The organism is Dyadobacter sp. CY356 (assembly GCF_021440195.1).
Lineage (GTDB): Bacteria > Bacteroidota > Bacteroidia > Cytophagales > Spirosomataceae > Dyadobacter.
This window is the reverse complement of sequence record NZ_JAJTSZ010000003.1, coordinates 215,563-232,191: the sequence shown is the minus strand read 5'-3', so window position 1 is coordinate 232,191 and position 16,629 is coordinate 215,563. Positions and strand designations below refer to the sequence as shown.

The 16,629-nt window shown below is 39.5% G+C and carries 10 protein-coding genes; 5 read left to right on the top strand and 5 right to left on the bottom strand.

All coding sequences use genetic code 11. From position 1 onward, the window contains the following. Positions 1 to 9: 9 nt before the first annotated feature. Positions 10 to 3,342 (bottom strand): SusC/RagA family TonB-linked outer membrane protein, encoded by a 3,333-nt coding sequence (locus tag LXL81_RS12805; RefSeq protein WP_234647186.1) that lies wholly within the window; start codon positions 3,340 to 3,342, stop codon positions 10 to 12. Positions 3,343 to 3,757: 415 nt separating this feature from the next. Then, the gene (argB, locus tag LXL81_RS12800) at positions 3,758 to 4,546 is read right to left on the bottom strand and encodes an acetylglutamate kinase (RefSeq protein WP_234647185.1); all 789 of its coding nucleotides are present in this window, start codon (positions 4,544 to 4,546) and stop codon (positions 3,758 to 3,760) included. 315 nt (positions 4,547 to 4,861) lie between these two features. Here argB and LXL81_RS12795 point away from each other — a divergent pair, with 315 nt between their 5' ends. Both LXL81_RS12795 and LXL81_RS12790 read left to right on the top strand, forming a co-directional pair. After that, positions 4,862 to 6,952, top strand: coding sequence for a cytochrome c biogenesis protein CcdA (locus tag LXL81_RS12795; RefSeq protein WP_234647184.1), 2,091 nt, complete (start codon positions 4,862 to 4,864; stop codon positions 6,950 to 6,952). A gap of 167 nt (positions 6,953 to 7,119) precedes the next feature. Then, entirely contained in the window at positions 7,120 to 9,603 is a 2,484-nt protein-coding gene (locus tag LXL81_RS12790) for a glutaminase domain-containing protein (RefSeq protein ID WP_409013896.1), read from the top strand. Between the two features lie 39 nt (positions 9,604 to 9,642). On the opposite strand, the gene LXL81_RS12785 is transcribed toward LXL81_RS12790, so the two are convergent. Both LXL81_RS12785 and LXL81_RS12780 read right to left on the bottom strand, forming a co-directional pair. Further along, a complete protein-coding gene (locus LXL81_RS12785; protein ID WP_234647182.1) occupies positions 9,643 to 10,599 on the bottom strand; it encodes a hypothetical protein in 957 nt (318 codons plus the stop codon). Positions 10,600 to 10,756: 157 nt separating this feature from the next. Next, positions 10,757 to 12,214 carry a M48 family metalloprotease gene (locus tag LXL81_RS12780; RefSeq protein ID WP_234647181.1) on the bottom strand — a complete coding sequence of 486 codons (1,458 nt, stop codon included), beginning with the start codon at positions 12,212 to 12,214 and terminating at the stop codon, positions 10,757 to 10,759. A 259-nt stretch (positions 12,215 to 12,473) separates the two neighbouring features. On the opposite strand from LXL81_RS12780, the gene LXL81_RS12775 reads away from it, so the two are divergent. Both LXL81_RS12775 and LXL81_RS12770 read left to right on the top strand, forming a co-directional pair. Further along, a complete protein-coding gene (locus tag LXL81_RS12775) occupies positions 12,474 to 13,286 on the top strand; it encodes a 1-acyl-sn-glycerol-3-phosphate acyltransferase (RefSeq protein ID WP_234647180.1) in 813 nt (270 codons plus the stop codon). 48 nt (positions 13,287 to 13,334) lie between these two features. Further along, a complete protein-coding gene (locus LXL81_RS12770) occupies positions 13,335 to 14,249 on the top strand; it encodes a TIGR01777 family oxidoreductase (protein ID WP_234647179.1) in 915 nt (304 codons plus the stop codon). Positions 14,250 to 14,316: 67 nt separating this feature from the next. Here the strand turns inward: LXL81_RS12770 and LXL81_RS12765 are convergent, their stop codons facing one another. Next, on the bottom strand, positions 14,317 to 15,792 hold the full coding sequence (locus tag LXL81_RS12765; protein ID WP_234647178.1) for a M61 family metallopeptidase: 1,476 nt from the start codon (positions 15,790 to 15,792) through the stop codon (positions 14,317 to 14,319). Positions 15,793 to 15,894: 102 nt separating this feature from the next. Between LXL81_RS12765 and LXL81_RS12760 the strand changes: the two genes are divergently transcribed. Next, positions 15,895 to 16,545 (top strand): hypothetical protein, encoded by a 651-nt coding sequence (locus LXL81_RS12760; RefSeq protein ID WP_234647177.1) that lies wholly within the window; start codon positions 15,895 to 15,897, stop codon positions 16,543 to 16,545. The last annotated feature ends 84 nt before the right edge of the window (positions 16,546 to 16,629 follow it).

Genomic DNA, 16,629 nt, shown 5'->3' with positions numbered 1-16,629 from the left:
GAATTAAAATTAGAAGCTTGCTCTTAACATAACACCCATGGTACGGAATGATGGGTTATTACCCGCGTTATTCACGTTTTCATACCATCTTGTACTTGCATTGGTTTGTTCAGCATCAAGATCTTTGATCGATCTGTAAATGAAGAACAGGTTACGTCCGAATACAGATACTGTTACATTCTGTGTTCCGATTTTGTTTGCAATGAAAGCTGGCAACCTGTAAGCAAGAGAAATTTCTCTCATTTTAATAAAGTTGTTTTTCTTTACATACAATTCGTATCGAGAGCTACTGTACTGTGGCCCACCCCAGTTGTAAGTACTATTGTAATAAACAGCCTGAGAAACAACGTTGGTATTCGCTTCACCTGTTGAAGTTACACCTTGCATGAGCATACCGTCATGATAAATTGTAGCACCACTTGGCGCAACTCCGTCTGTTGTCTGAACACCTTTACCATTCGCGTCAACATAATAAGTCAATCCGCCGTGCTCTGTATCCATTGCAGTCAAACTTTCTTTTGTCAACCCTCTTGAAGTCATCCAGTTGATACCTGTTGGCATAATAGATCCGCCCCATCTGAAATCTGTTACGATGTCAAGGCTGAAACTTTTGTAGCTCAGATTATTGATCAAACCACCTGTCAGCTTAGGCATTGCATTACCAACCTGTTTGAAATTTGGATCAAGCGCGTAAATGCCATTAGGTCCAACAACTTGTTCTCCTTTGTCATTTTTAAGGATACCGTGTACAAAAATATCTCCCATCGGACGACCAACAACTGATCTCAGCTGAGCTGCATTTCCATCAAAATCCTGATGCAACAACTCTGTTGAATTATTTGCAAGTTTCTCAACTTTGTTTGTGTTTTGAGCAAGGTTCAAAATCACATCCCAGTTAAAGCTGTTCAAACCTTTTCCTTGAATCGGAGAAAAGTTCAAGGCCATTTCCAAACCTTTGTTTCTCAATGTACCCACGTTGGCAAGGATTGATCTTGCACCCGTAGTTGATGCAATTGACAAAGGTAAGATCTGGTCAACGATCTGTGCATTGTAATAAGAGATATCTAAACCGATACGGTTATTAAAGAATTTAGTCTCCAAACCAAATTCAAATTCACGTTTTTGTTCAGGGCGGATTTTGTCATTACCATAACTTGAATTCATGTAAGTATACAATACCGATTGTCCCCCTGTTTGCTGAGCCTGTAAACTTCCTTGCTGGTAAGCAACGTTTGCCTGATAAATCTGAGGATAGTTACCCACAACCCCAAACGAACCTCTTACTTTACCATAGCTGAAAAATGATGGCAGGTTAAATACATCTGTGAAAACGAAGCTGGTGTTAACCGAAGGATACACAAATGAATTATTTCCTTTTGCCAAAGTGGACGTACGGTCTCTTCTTACCGTTCCTTCAATGAAAAAGAAGTTTTTGTAATCAAAGTTTACCGTTCCCAGATAAGCATCCCTTGTAAATCGGCTGCGGGTATTTGTTCCAAGCTGCTTTATATTATTTACAGAAGCAGACAAATCAAAGAAACTTTCTGTACTTAGTCCACCGTCTGTGGTCACACCGAGCATTGTGGTAAGTTCTTTACGGGCATTATACCCACCCATAACATTAACAGTTATGTCGGCATTCAATTTTTTAGTATAGGTCAGCAGGGCTTCACCAAAGACATTGTTATATAGATTATTACCCATCGCAAATGAACCTGTGTAACCAAAGGCAATCGGTTTTTCAGTAGCCTGTTTGTCTTCAATTCTTTCAGAAGTGAAATCCGATGCAATTCTTCCTCTCAATTTTAACTCAGGCGTAATATCCCAGTGCTGTGTCAAAGTTGCAATAATACGGTTGCTGTATTCGTCGTATGTATTTTTTCTTGTACTCCATACATAGTCAGCAATATCACTTTTGAAACCGTTGTATTTGATATTTTCATTTGGCGTTAAACTTGGGTTACCCGAAGCCGCCGTTACATATTTATATCCCTGACTTGTCTGGTATTTATTGAAGTACCAGTCAGCAGATTCAAAACGGTTCATCATACCTGTAAAGTTGTTGATCATACGATCTACTTTGTAAGGTCTGTTGTGCGTATGCTGATTTACATAGTTTACCGTAATGTCAGTCTTTAACTTTTTACCCGTGTTAAAGCTTGAATTAAGGTTTGCAATGTTTTTGCTGTTTTTAGAATCGTAGCTGATCATTCCGTTATCCTGACGCGTGAAAGAAAAACGAACATTCGCATTGTCAGTTACTTTTGAAACCGCAAGGTTAATGTTTGAGCTGCTTGCATTCTGGAACAAGTTTGCATAACTGTTGTTTGATGGAGAGTAAGGTCTGATTACACCATCAAATGCCATAACCGGCTGACCATCAAATTTAGGTCCGAAGTTAACAGTAGCTCCAAGTAAACCTCTTGTTTCCTTTGTTCCGTCACCATCTGTGTCATAATAAATAAATCCGGCTGCATCCTGTCCGCCATTAGCATAGTTCAAAGGATAACCCGGACCTCTGACGTTCTGGTATCTTGGAAGATATGCGATTTTATCCACGTTGTAACTTGCGCTGAAATCAACACCAAATCCTTTTTTACCTTTTCCGCTTTTTGTTGTTACCAACAATACACCATTCACAGCTTCAGAACCGTACAAAGCCGCAGCCGATGCACCCTTCAAAACAGTGATACTTTCAATATCCGCTGGGTTCAAGTCCAAAAGACCATTACCACGAATACGCTGATCACCCCAGAAATCAGTATTTCTTGATTCTCCGTTACGGATCGGTACACCATCCAATACCAAAAGAGGCTGGGTATTTCCAGAAATCGAACTGAACCCACGGATACTAACACTTACACCACTGGTTGCTCCACCCGGTGTAGCATTGATCGTAACACCAGGAGCTTTTCCATACAATGCGGTTGCAAAGTTTGGAGAGGCCGTTTTAACAATTGATTCGTTATTGATTGTTGACGTAGCATAACCTAATGCACGTTCTTCTTTTTTGATACCAAGTGCGGTTACAACAACTTCATTTAATTGAGATGCATCCTCTTCAAGGGCAACATCAATTACTGACTGGCTTCCTACAACAACCTCACGTGTTTTATAACCAATGAAAGAAAAAACGAGCGTGTTTTTTCCGGATGCTGAAATACTGTATGCCCCACCGGCATCTGAGGTGGTACCCGAAGTGGTACCTTTTACAAGAACCGATACGCCTGGCAACGGTTGCCCGTCAGGAGTACCGGAAATTTTTCCTGTAATCGTCTGAGCGAATACTGGAGTGCTCATTACCATAATCATGACAACAAGCTTAAGTAAATTTTTTCCCATAGAGAGTAAAAAAGGTTTTTTAGTGAACAGGAAGTATTCTTAATAAAAACATAATACAACACAAACTTAATAAAATATTTTAATAAATATCAAACGCATTTAAAAAAAATTATGTTTAGTCAAATTCTTATTAATAAATATCCCAAAGTTTACTTAATGAAGAAGAATCTTTCGTTTTATAATAAACGCTGAATAACTTCATCCACAAGATTTTATGAAATGCATTATAATTTTAGCCGGAATAATTTAATTAAATGACACCAAGATCCAGCATTACGAATTTACAGTTAACATTGAGTGCAGCTGGATAGTGACAAACAGAAACGTAGATATAAATTCTGAATAATTTGAGTTATACAGAATCTATATGCAGCTAATAGAATAAATACTATAATTAAAATATCTTTATTAAACCTTACAGCTTAGAAATAACGGTGCCGGATTCTCCAAAGACTGCTGTTTCCAAATCATCAGCGTGACAAATAATCACATTGGCTACACCTTGATCCAAAGCGGCAAAAGCGTTATCAAGTTTTGGAATCATTCCTTTATTAATAATGCCCGATGCTTTATATTCCGCATAAGTTCCTGGTATTAAAGACGATATTACAGAATCATCATTATCCGGTTCCGATAAAACACCTTTTTTCTCAAAACAATATATCAGTTTCACCTGATAATTACCTGCCATAGCCACTGCTACCGCCGAAGCCATCGTATCTGCATTGGTGTTTAAAAGTGACCCCTGGTCATTATACGTCAACGGCGCGATCACAGGAATCAGGCTACTGTTTAATATAGATGTGATCTGATTATCATTAACTTTTTCTATATCGCCTACAAAGCCATAGTCAATTGTTTTCACCGGTCTTTTTACAGAACGGATGATTCCTCCGTCCGCACCTGTAAGCCCGATAGCATTGCAACCCATTGATTGTAGACCAGCGACAAGATTTTTATTAACAAGCCCACCGTAAACCATTGTTACCACATCCAGCATCGGTTTATCCGTAATTCGACGCCCGTCAACCATTTGTGTTTCAATCTGAAGTTTCGAAGCAATTTGTGTGGCTACTTTCCCTCCTCCGTGTACCAGAATTTTCATACCGGGCAATTTGGCGAAAGCAGCCAGAAAACGAGAACACGCCTCGGTATTATCGATTACATTGCCGCCTATTTTTATTATGTAAAGAGATTCAGACATCGAATTGTGGTTAATATACTTCATTTGAGCTCACAAAGTTAGAAGAAATCATGAACAGGAATTTAAATGTGCCCGAAGGTTTTAATAAATAAATTTGTCCAAAACTACACTTCATTCTATTGCCGCTGGACCGAAGCTTTTATTTGTACGATCCGGCCTGTGTAATTGATGATAGAATTTATGTTATTTTACATGATGAATTTTTTTAGAAAAATTACGTTGAATAATTAAATCCGGGCACCAAAATCGCTGCCTTCAATCTTATAAATTAGAAACCTGAATGATTCCATTCAGCTCCTACTATCAAAATATCCAATGAAACGAAGTCTTTTTCTATTCATTACTATTGTTCTTGCAGTTCTTGCAAAAACCGATGCTATTGCCCAAATTCAAAAACATGCGCAATGGACTTATACTTTCTCAAAAAACGAAGTAAAACAGGGTGAAACGGTAGATCTGGTTTTCACAGCCGTGCTTGATAAAGACTGGTACATCTATTCTTCCGATTTTGATCCCGAACTCGGGCCCATGTTAACCACCTTTAATTACACCAAAAATAAATCTCTTGAACTGGTAGGTAAACTGAAACCGCAAAACCCGAAGACGAAATATGAAGAAATCTGGGGTGGAAATGTCAAATTTTTTGATGGAAAAGCTGTTTTCAAACAAACTATAAAAGTATTAACCGACAATCCGGTTATTAAAGGAAGTTCAGAATACCAGACCTGCAGCCATACTTCTGGTACCTGCGTACCGGGAGGAGATGACTTTGAATTTAAGGGTTTAAAAGTCGTAGCCGGAATTTCTGCTGAGCAATCCGCTGGTACAACACCTGCTGAAACAAATACAACAGCTTCTGCTGAAATAAAAGATACAACGTCTCAGGAAACAGCTGATATCTCCCTGTCTGCCGGAGATTCTGCAACGGCTTTCAAAACAAAATCAGACGCTCCAAAAATAGATTTGACCGCCGAAGACACCGGGGCACATAAATCTTTATGGGCATTTGCACTGGCCGCATTTCTTTCTGGTTTGGTTGCTTTGTTAACACCTTGCGTTTTCCCTATTATTCCAATGACGGTCAGTTATTTTACAAACCAGACGAATGGAAAAGTAAAAGCCCTATTATATGGAGTATCAATTGTATTGATTTATACGCTTATTGGAACTGTCGTTTCCCGATTAAACGGTCCGGCTTTTGCCAATTTCCTGAGTACACACTGGATTCCAAATGTATTGTTCTTTGCTATTTTCTTCGTCTTTGGATTATCATTTCTGGGACTTTTTGAGATCGTTCTGCCGAGTGCATTTGTTAATAAAATGGATGCAAAATCGGATCAGGGCGGCTATGCCGGGATTTTCTTTATGGCTTTTACATTGGTCCTAGTTTCGTTTTCGTGTACAGGGCCAATTGTTGGTAGTCTGTTGGTAGCCTCAGCCGGTGGTGCCGTTGTCAAACCGATTGTTGGTATGGCGGCCTTTTCTTCTGCTTTCGCCATTCCTTTTACTTTGTTTGCCTTATTTCCACAATGGCTCAAATCTTTGCCGAAATCCGGTGGTTGGTTAAATACAGTAAAGGTGGTACTTGGATTTCTGGAACTTGCGCTTGCGCTTAAATTTTTAAGTATCGCAGATCAGGTATACCACTGGCATTTGCTGGATCGTGAAGTTTACCTGGCGTTCTGGATTGTAATTTTCTCTATGCTAGGATTTTATCTGTTAGGAAAAATCCTGACACCGCATGATTCTCCAATTGAGCGCGTGAGCGTTCCCCGGATTTTGCTTTCGATTATCACTTTCACTTTCGTAGTTTATATGCTTCCTGGTATGTGGGGCGCGCCGTTGAAAGCTTTGGCAGGGTATCTGCCTCCGCAATCCACAATTGATTTTGATTTAAGTAAAAGAGTAGGCGGAGTGGCACCGTCAGCTTCATCAGGCGAAAATAAAAAGTATGCGGATCTGTTCCATTTACCGCATGATCTGGATGGTTTTTTTGATATCAAAGAAGCGCAGGCTTATGCTAAAAAAGTAAACAAACCGGTTTTTATCGATTTTACGGGCCATGGTTGTGTCAATTGCCGTGAGATGGAAGCACGCGTTTGGCCTGATCCGGAAGTTTTGAAACGTCTTCAAAATGATTTTGTTATTGCCGCACTTTACGTGGACGACAAAACAGAATTACCTGAAGCCGACTGGTATACATCTAAATATGATAACAAAGTAAAGAAAACGATTGGGGCTCAAAACGCTGATTTACAAATCGTTAAGTATAATAACAATGCGCAGCCGCATTATTGCATCGTGGATCAGAACGGGGATCTACTGGTCGCACCAAAAAATTATGATTTAAATCCGGCCCATTTCGTAGCGTTTCTGGAAAATGCAAAAGCTGCTTTTAAAAAATAATTTCATTTAGATTCTTCTAAGTGGCTTCATTGTTGAGACAGTGAAGCCACTTTTTATTTATAAATATCAAGAAAATCAGCATATTTTCCAGAACTTCGTATTTCGCTAAAACGTTTTTCCTAATCGCTTACTGATCCTAAAATTTCGTGAAGACAAATTTTTATCAAATAACTAAAACCTACCTTCTTGCATTATTGCTATGCGGATTTGGCACGTGCTTTGCTCAGAATTTTCAGCCGCCGGCTGTCCCGCTGATAACTGTGGATCCCTACACAAGTGTATGGTCATTTGGTGGTGAGCTTAATGGTTCGCCAACCAGGCACTGGACCGGCAAACCAAATCCAATAGACGGATTGATTCGGGTTGACGGAAAAACATATCGATTTATGGGTGCGGCTGTACCTGTTTTGAAATCTGTAATCGGTACTGCAAAAGTTGAAGTATATGAAGCTGCCTATACCACCGAAAAACCCGCTGCGGACTGGAATAAAGAGAGTTTTAAAGCGACTGGCTGGAAAAATGGTAAGGCTCCATTTGGCACAAAAGACCGGAATGATAATATGTTGAAAACGGGTACAGTTTTTCCAAAAGAAATCTGGTATCGTCGTGAATTTATGCTGGACAATATCAATTTTGAGAAGATCGGTCTGAACATTTTTCATGACGACGACGTCTCCGTTTTCATAAATGGTATCTCAGCTTACGAATGTTCTAATTGTTTTACAGGTGGTTATGAAACAAAAAAGATCAGTGAAGCCGCCAAAAAATCGTTAAAGAAAGGAAAAAACATACTGGCTGCATATTGTAAAAACGGAGCCGGACCAGGATATATAGACATCGGTTTGACAGACGAAATCGCGCCAAAAGGTGCAGATGTGATCATGTCTGCAAAACAGACTAGTTTTGAAATGAAAGCCACACAAAGCATTTATTCATTTAATGCAGGTCCGGTGCAGATCACAGCAAGTTTTGTCGCTCCGCTGCTAATGGATAATCTTGCATTACTATCGAGACCGGTAAATTATATTGTTTATGATGTTAAATCGAAAGATGGAAAAGTACATGACGTCCAGGTATTAACTTCTGTTTCCGGCCTGTTGGCTGTTAATGAGGGAAATCAGGAAGTAACTGAAAGAGCTGGAAAAGATGGTGGTTTGATTACACTTGCCATCGGAAGTCTTGATCAGAAAATTTTGCAGCGCAAAGGTGATGATGTGCGGATTGACTGGGGTTACGCCTATTTGGCCGCTTCTGAAAAAACAGTTTCAGGTTCAGCTTTCGGAACACCGGCCGGACTGATCAAAAGTTTTTCTCAAAAAGGCGTACTTGATCCGGTTAATACCATGATGATCGGTAATGGCGAGAACAGGGCAATGGGAATAATTTCGAATGTTGGAAAAGTGGATAGCAAAGGCACTTCGAATCATGTTTTGCTTGGTTATGATGATGAATTTTCTGTTCAATACTTTGGAAAAAATCTGCTTCCATGGTGGAATAAAAATGGCGATAAAACAATTCAGGGTGAATTAAAAGATGCTGAAACAAATTTCATTCAGATTGTGGATGCCTGCAAAACCGTTGATACAAAAATTTATGATGATGCATTGAAGGCTGGTGGCAAAATCTACGCTGAGCTTTGCGTTGCTGCTTATCGTCAGGCCATTGCAGCGCACAAACTGGTTGCCGGTCCAGATGAAACGCCGCTATTTCTTTCCAAAGAAAACTTCAGCAACGGCTCCATTGGTACAGTGGATATTACTTACCCATCAGCACCGCTATTCTTAATTTATAATCCAACATTGCTTAAAGGAATGATGGAACCTATTTTCTTTTATTCAGAAAGCGGAAAATGGAAAAAACCATTTGCAGCGCATGATGTGGGCACTTATCCACTGGCCAACGGACAAACTTATGATGAAGACATGCCAGTGGAGGAATCAGGAAATATGCTGATTTTGACCTATGCAATTTGTAAAACCGAGAAGAATATTGAGTTTGCTAAAAAACATTGGGAAACTCTGAAAATCTGGGCTGGTTACTTGAAAAAAGAAGGTTTTGATCCGGCTAACCAACTTTGCACGGATGACTTTGCCGGACATTTGGCAAGAAATACAAATTTGTCTATCAAAGCCATTATGGGTTTGGCAAGTTATGCAAAAATGGCTGAACAGCTAGGTGACAAAAAAGAAGCGGCTGAGGTCAACGGTTTGGTAAAGGAGTTTGCACAAAAATGGATGGCTATGGCCAATGACGGAGATCATTATGCTTTAACATTTGACAAAAAAGGTACCTGGAGCCAGAAATACAATCTGGTTTGGGATAAACTATTGGAGCTGAATGTTTTCCCGAAAGAAGTGGCCAAAAAGGATATTAATTATTACCTGACAAAACAACTCGCTTTTGGTTTACCACTGGATAGTCGTCGTACCTACACAAAATCTGACTGGATTCTCTGGACAGCAACGATGGCCGATAATCAGAAAGATTTTGAAGCGCTAATCAAGCCAATTTATCGCTACGTAACAGAAACGCCTGACAAAATTCCCTTATCGGACTGGCATGAAACCACAGACGGGAAATCAGTTGGCTTCCGGGCGCGTTCGGTTGTGGGCGGATATTATATGAAGGTTCTGGAAACGAAATTGAAATAAAAATCAGTGCAGGGTGGGTAGTCAAATTACTCACCTTGTTTACTTTCTAATAATATCTTCCTTAACTTCTTTAACAAATGATTCTGGACAATTAACAAGCGCTGCGACTTTTGGGACGTCGAAGTCAGTATTAAGCAAAAGATTTTTGACAATCTCATACGTTTTTCTTTGTTCACCCTTTTCAATACCTTGCGACATACCCTTTTCCATCCCAGTTACGACGCCTTTTTCAAAACCTTCCTCCAAAGTGATCATCTTGATTGCTTCTATAATTCCCATAGATGTCTCATTTCCAGTTAATAAATTTACCTCACTATCAAATTTACTATTTATTTCAGTATTTTCAATGTAAATAAAAGTCTTCAGAAAAAAGAGAAAACGTCTGATTTTTTCACTGTCATAGCGTTTGCTTTCTATCAACGTCCGTACAATTCCCAGTCTTTGTCTGCCGAGCTCTGACTCCGTAATTTTATCTGCTGAAATAACCTTTTGAGCTGCCAAAATTACCAGAGCAAAGAGATTATCCATTCCCTTTAATTGATCCTCATCGTGATCAAATATGTGATAAGAGTTGTATTTGTAGATTATCTCAGTGCCAAGAAAATTTTTTCGATATTCAGACGGCCACTTTTGTTTTTCTTTTCCGGTAAATACTGCCAATGCTGCCACCTCAACTTCAAATCTGTCCAGTATCCTGTAATAATATTGAAACATGCGTTGCGGGAATTTTTTTATGGCGCCGTCCTGTATTTCAATATGAACCAGAATATATTCTTCTGCACCGGTTTTCAGGTAAGTTTTTACCAGCATATCTACGAACCGGCTTCCTCCCTTCTTCTCTAAATCAGGAAAAAGTTCGGTCAGTTCCTTATCCATAAAATCGAAACCGCGTTCCAAATCAAAAATAAGTGCTGCGTCATTGAAGAAAAAAATTAAAAGGTCTGAAAAAGATTCTTCAAATGCACTTTTTAGCAAAATATCATTTTTCTTACGCATAAAAATATGAGTAATTTACTTTCAAACCGATTGACAGATAAGAGCCTGAACAAAATAAAACCACTTGCAAAACTGATATTTCAGTAATACAAGTGGTTTTATTTGTATCGATATCCAGACGTAAAATCCAGCTATTTGTCTCGCAAATGACTGCCTTTTATTTACTCAAAGTTTTGAAAAGCATCCCTTTTTCAACTTTATCAGTCAGAGCCATTCCATTAAGTATTGCTATATCGTCCAGTTTATTATCCGGCATATTTGCATCCTTCAAAAGGTCACGAAGTGTAGCGTCGCGTTGCGCAGTTTTTATTCTGATACGGTCCGGCTCTCTGTTAAGCTTGGATTGATCCGTTATCGATTTAAAACCTTGTGCAACGGATTTGAACTGATTAAAATTCGCTCCGAAATCAGCACTTGCCGCAACACCGTGAATGGCATATATGGACCCGTTATATTGAATTAACCAACTCGCAATCTGCGCGGCATTCGCTGCCGGCGCAGTCTGTCCCTGAGCCACTTGTTTTGCGATCATCGCAATGGCAGGAAATCCGTTAATTGTTGTTTTATTATTTTCAGAAGTTTGCAAACCGTAATTTTTGATCACAGTTTGTGCAGCTTCATCCAGCGTTTTCCCTTCGGCAATTGTAAAAAGCATCATTGCTTTTCCATCTTTGGATGCCATTTGGAATTGTGCAGGCGTATTTTCTGACTGCCAATCCGAAGGAACCGGGAACTGGAATTTTAATTCCGGATGATAAAATTGTCCGCCTTCCACAAAACCTTGTTTCGGATCAACACCATAAATTAATCCTTCGATTTTTCGCAGATAAACATCACGATTGACATTATATTTTGCCTGATGTGCTGATTGATAGCTGGTAGCCAGTTTTTCAACGGTCACCTGGCGATTTCCCGGATCCGGGTGAGTCGACTGGAAAGTTGGGATACTTGCTCCGCTCTTATCACTGATCCTTTTTAAGGTTCCAAAGAAATCTGCCATTTGATGCGCGTCATATCCGATTTTGCTCGAATATTCCACACCCAGTTCATCTGACTGACTTTCATGATCACGACTATATTTCAAAAGTAATAATCCCAAACCTTGCGAAGCCTGATCCGATAAACTTCTGAAAGTGGGAGAAAGTACAGATCCGGCCAATATTACGCCCTGCGTAAAAACCTGTTTTGTCTGCTGACTTGCAGAGTGACGCGCTGCTATGTGACCAATTTCATGGCCCAAAACACCCGCAAATTCTGCTTCATTATTAAAATGAGCCATAATTCCCCGCGTGAAATAAACATATCCGCCAGGCACTGCAAAGGCGTTCACTACCGGAGAGTCTACGATGAAAAATTGATAGTCAACTTCCGGACGATGCGAAACTTTACCCATTGCTTTTCCCTTTTCATTGATAAAAGCAGTCAGATTTTTATCATCATACAATCCCATAGAAGACACAACGGACGGATGGGATTCAGCTCCCAATGCCTTTTCCTTTTCGGGCGACATAAAAATGATTTCTTTCTTTCCCGTTACCGGATTTCTCGAACAACCGGACAGAATTCCTGCGCCCAAAACACAAGCGAGTATGTGTAACTGAAATTTGGTATTCATAAAAATTTGTAATGTTTTTGTTAGTGAGCTCGTCAAAATTAAGTAAGTATAACGCCGTAATCAAAGAATCATGCCAAATGACATGACAATTACTATGACTAAAAAACATACTCCCGGTTACATTTTACGGTAGCATAGTTATTTTATTAATTTATCAATCTCTTTATTAACTTACCCCTGCATACTTGATTGTGGCTCAATATTATCAAATAATTGACGAAAATTAACCCAGACACGATTTATCGAAAGACTTTATCTCATGACATCAAAAAAAAGTACGTTCAGCGCGCTTCCAACCTGGTTGGCTCGATTTGATTTTCTTGGGATATTCGAAAAGGACCCTTTCGGCAATTTTCTGACTGTAAAACGTTTCTTCATTTTTGTGATCGGCTGGTTTACCTATTATCGCTATACGGCAGTCAATAAAATTAAAATTACGGGAAGTGAGCAGCTCGTTGACCTTCCGGATCATGGTGTCATTTTCCTCTCCAATCACCAGACTTATTTTGCAGATGTCATTGCTTTTTACCACATTTTTTGTGCTACGAAATGGGGATACAAAGATTCTATTGCCCCACCCTTTTACCTGTTTTCTCCAAGAGCCCGGTGTTACTACGTGGCTGCGTCTGAAACGATGAAAGAAGGTATTTTACCAAAACTGTTTAGTATCGGCGGAGCAATCACCATTGATCGTTCCTGGCGGGCCAATGGTGAAAACGTAAAACGTGAACTTGATAATTCTGCGCAGGATAAAATCGGTATGGGCCTCAAACATGGTTGGGTTGTCAGTTTTCCGCAGGGTACTACAAAACCATTCGCTCCGGTTCGAAAGGGAACAGCTTATCTGATCAAAGAACATCAGCCGATTGTAATTCCGGTGGTAATTAATGGTTTCAGAAGGGCATTTGACAAAAAGGGTTTACGATTTAAAAAGAGAAATACGATTCTTACAGTTCAGTTTAAAGCACCGATGCAATTTTTACCCGGCGAATCGGTGGAAGATATGATTGACAGGATCACAAAAGCTATTGAGCAGGAACCTCCGAAGGAAAATAGTACCGCAACTCCATAGCAGGGCATCATTTTTGTATTCACTTATTATACCCTCATTTAAAATTTTATGGCACAAAAAGTTGTAATCACCGGCGGAACAGGTTTAATAGGAAAACGTTTAACAACATTGCTTCTGAAGAAAGGCTATGAAGTAGCGTACCTAAGCAGAAGAAAAATAGATATCCCATTTGTCAAAGTCTTTGAATGGGACGTGAAGAATAAATATATTGAGGCAGGTGCTCTTAAAAACACCAGTTATTTAATCCATTTGGCCGGAGCTGGTGTTGCTGACGAAAAATGGACAGAGGATAGAAAAAAACAAATATTCAGCAGCCGGACAGACAGTATAGAACTGATCTGTCAAAAGCTGAAACAAGCGGATATCAGACCGAGATCATTTATCTCGGCTTCCGGAAGCAGTTATTACGGAGAAGATACCGGCGATATTCAACATACTGAAATGTCCCCTCCGGGAAAAGACTTTCTTTCAGAAGTAACCATTGAATGGGAAAAAGCTGCGGATTCCATCAAAAGCCTTGACGTAAGAACTGTAAAACTGAGGACAGGGATTGTTTTAAGTAATGATGGCGGAGCTGTTCCAAAAATGGCCTTACCTGCAAAATTCGGTTTCGGAGCTCCGTTGGGAACAGGCAAACAATGGCTTTCCTGGATTCATATTGATGATCTTTGCCGGTTGTATATTGAATGTATGGAAAAAGATTCCTGGGAAGGCGCTTATAATGCAGTGGCTTTCCCGCCCGCAACGAATGAAGATTTCACCAAACAGATCTGCAAGGCACTGAACAAACCACAATGGCTGCCCAATGTTCCATCATTTGCTCTCCGTCTGGCTTTCGGAGAAATGGCTAACGTAGTTTTGGGAAGCAATTATGTGATCAATCAGCGGATAAAAGATGAAACGGATTTCAAATATGAATTCCCGGATTTGCTGGAAGCGTTAAAGGATGTTTTATCAAAATGATTTTATGAAAATCGAGGATTAAAAATTGACTATTAAAAGCTTTATATAATAGTCAAGAATACACGCACTATTCCTCCTCTTCTTCGTCATTCAACACCTGCCTTGTTTCCAGCCATTTATCCCGCTGTACTTTTGCCCGAAAATCATCCTGAACGTTAAGCTGAATATTTCCATTACTAAAAATCGTCATTTGTAATCCCACAAATGCCAGTGCTTCATTTAGCCTTGTTTCGAGTGGTTCGTTGGTAAAAATGCATTCCTTCCAGTACCAGTCAAGACTCTCACCTGCGATTTCTTCAACAACATTTTTGTAATCTTCAATAGTATAACCAACAAACGGTTTACCATAACGTTGCCATAAAACCTGCATAACCGTATCCAGGGATGATCCATGATCGGATTTTTTCCGAAGATATAAATCCAGGATCAGAGCCACCAAAGCACCTTTGTGATATACCGAAACTTTACGGTGTGGAATTCCCTTTTCATATCCATCAAGCCAGAGATCAAAAGAAGATTCGGCCAGTGATTGTGAGGCCAGTGCATTATTTTCAAAGTGACGTTTCATGTAAACCTGTAATTCTTTGACATAAGCTTCGTCATCGAAAACACCTGAACGTCTTAAAAATAAATCACCATAATAAGTCGTGCAGCCTTCGGCCACAAAACAGGTTTCAAAATAATTTTCTTTTGTAAAATCGTATGGTAAAAGTTCAATGGGACGGATTCTGATGATATTCCAGGCGTGGAACAGTTCGTGAGAGCTTACGCCAAGCAGATCGGTATATAATCCTTCCCCTTCATCGTCCGGACCAAGAACGATCATGGTAGAATTGTGATGTTCAACGCCATGATAAAAAGCATTGGGCAAAATCAGGTTCAGGAAATGATAATCTGATTCAGGAAATTCTCCCATGGTAGCAATCTGCTCTCTGGAAAATCTTCTGAAATCGCGTTGAATACGCTTCCAGTTTGGTTTCAGATTTCCATGCATCCAGATATGAAACTGTACACCGCGTACGATGTAATCAGACTTTTGCAAAGATTCTGATGCAAGAAGCGGACTATCAACCAGTTGATAAAAATCCTTCGCAATAAGTTTATGGCGACCAGAAGATTCCAGTCCGCAGGCTATCTCAAAATTTTCAGGCAATGCCAGAGAAACCGAGCATGGATCATTAATTCTTCCTTCGGTATAAAAACAAAAATTGATAAAATTCAGATACCAAAGATCTTCATCTACATAACTGCTGCCGGCATTTTGTATCGCCGCAAAGAAAGAATAGCGTATTTGAACTGTTTTTTCATAATTTGTTTTAACCTCCCAACGATCCTTCGTGATTTTGCGTAATGGTAGTTTATCACCACTTATTGAAATTGCTTCAATAAATTGAATATTTTTGGCAAAATTTTGAATTTCATAACGTCCGGGACGCCATGCAGGTAATTGAATTTCAATACGATCCGCAGTTATATCAGGAACAGTATAAGTAATCGATAGAAAGTGCGAAACAGGGTCAGTTACTGAAATTTGATAGTGCATAAACGTTGTAATGAGGCGTAATAATGAGGGTCAAATCAATAATAAACCAAAAGTTAGGCATTTTGCGTTAGTATTAACAATATTAAAATAAACCATTTAGAAATGAAAAGGAAAATCCTCCTATCCTGCTTATTTATCATCACACTAGCTATTAAAACAACTGTATTTGCTCAAACTGATGAATACTACCGCCCTGATACTGTAAAAAAGGAAAGGCCGGTCAGAAAGGAAATGCCTCCGGTTGAAGACAAGGCCCCGGTTGAACAAAAAAAAGTTGAAAGTGATTTGAAGAATCTTGCGTTTAAAGAAAGGATACGTTTGGGCGGTAGTTTCGGCCTGAGTTTTGGTACGATCACCAATGTAAACCTTTCACCGATGGCAGGTTATCAGATTACAGACAAACTTGTTGGGGGTGTTGGTGCTACGGTAATGTGGTTTAAGTCAAAATATTTTGGATACAATACCATCAATTATGGCGGCAGGGCTTTCCTGATGTACCAGATTGTGCCGGTTGTCAATATAATTGCGGAGTATGAAACATTGAATGTCCCGATGTCTTATCAGAAAAGAACCTGGCTGAGCTCTCCAATGATCGGTGCCTCATATAGTCAGCCGACTGGCGGGAAATTAATCCGCGCTGTTCATTTTACAGCACTTTATAATGTTAATTATAACAATCAGATTGATCCGTATAATCAGGAAAATCTTTCGCCATACGGAAGTCCTTTTGTTTTCCGCGTGACGTTTCTGTAAATCAATCTGTACTTTTGCAAGAATTTTTTTCTGTTGCTTTTGGTATCTTTTTTATAATCGGTACAGAATGCAATCAGGTTCATT

Coding starts and splice junctions, on each gene's coding strand:
- LXL81_RS12770 (WP_234647179.1), top strand. CDS start 13,335: ATGGCACAAAAAGTTGTAATCACCGGCGGAACAGGTTTAATAGGAAAA.
- LXL81_RS12780 (WP_234647181.1), bottom strand. CDS start 12,214: ATGAATACCAAATTTCAGTTACACATACTCGCTTGTGTTTTGGGCGCA.
- LXL81_RS12775 (WP_234647180.1), top strand. CDS start 12,474: ATGACATCAAAAAAAAGTACGTTCAGCGCGCTTCCAACCTGGTTGGCT.
- LXL81_RS12805 (WP_234647186.1), bottom strand. CDS start 3,342: ATGGGAAAAAATTTACTTAAGCTTGTTGTCATGATTATGGTAATGAGC.
- LXL81_RS12795 (WP_234647184.1), top strand. CDS start 4,862: ATGAAACGAAGTCTTTTTCTATTCATTACTATTGTTCTTGCAGTTCTT.
- LXL81_RS12765 (WP_234647178.1), bottom strand. CDS start 15,792: ATGCACTATCAAATTTCAGTAACTGACCCTGTTTCGCACTTTCTATCG.
- argB (WP_234647185.1), bottom strand. CDS start 4,546: ATGTCTGAATCTCTTTACATAATAAAAATAGGCGGCAATGTAATCGAT.
- LXL81_RS12760 (WP_234647177.1), top strand. CDS start 15,895: ATGAAAAGGAAAATCCTCCTATCCTGCTTATTTATCATCACACTAGCT.
- LXL81_RS12785 (WP_234647182.1), bottom strand. CDS start 10,599: ATGCGTAAGAAAAATGATATTTTGCTAAAAAGTGCATTTGAAGAATCT.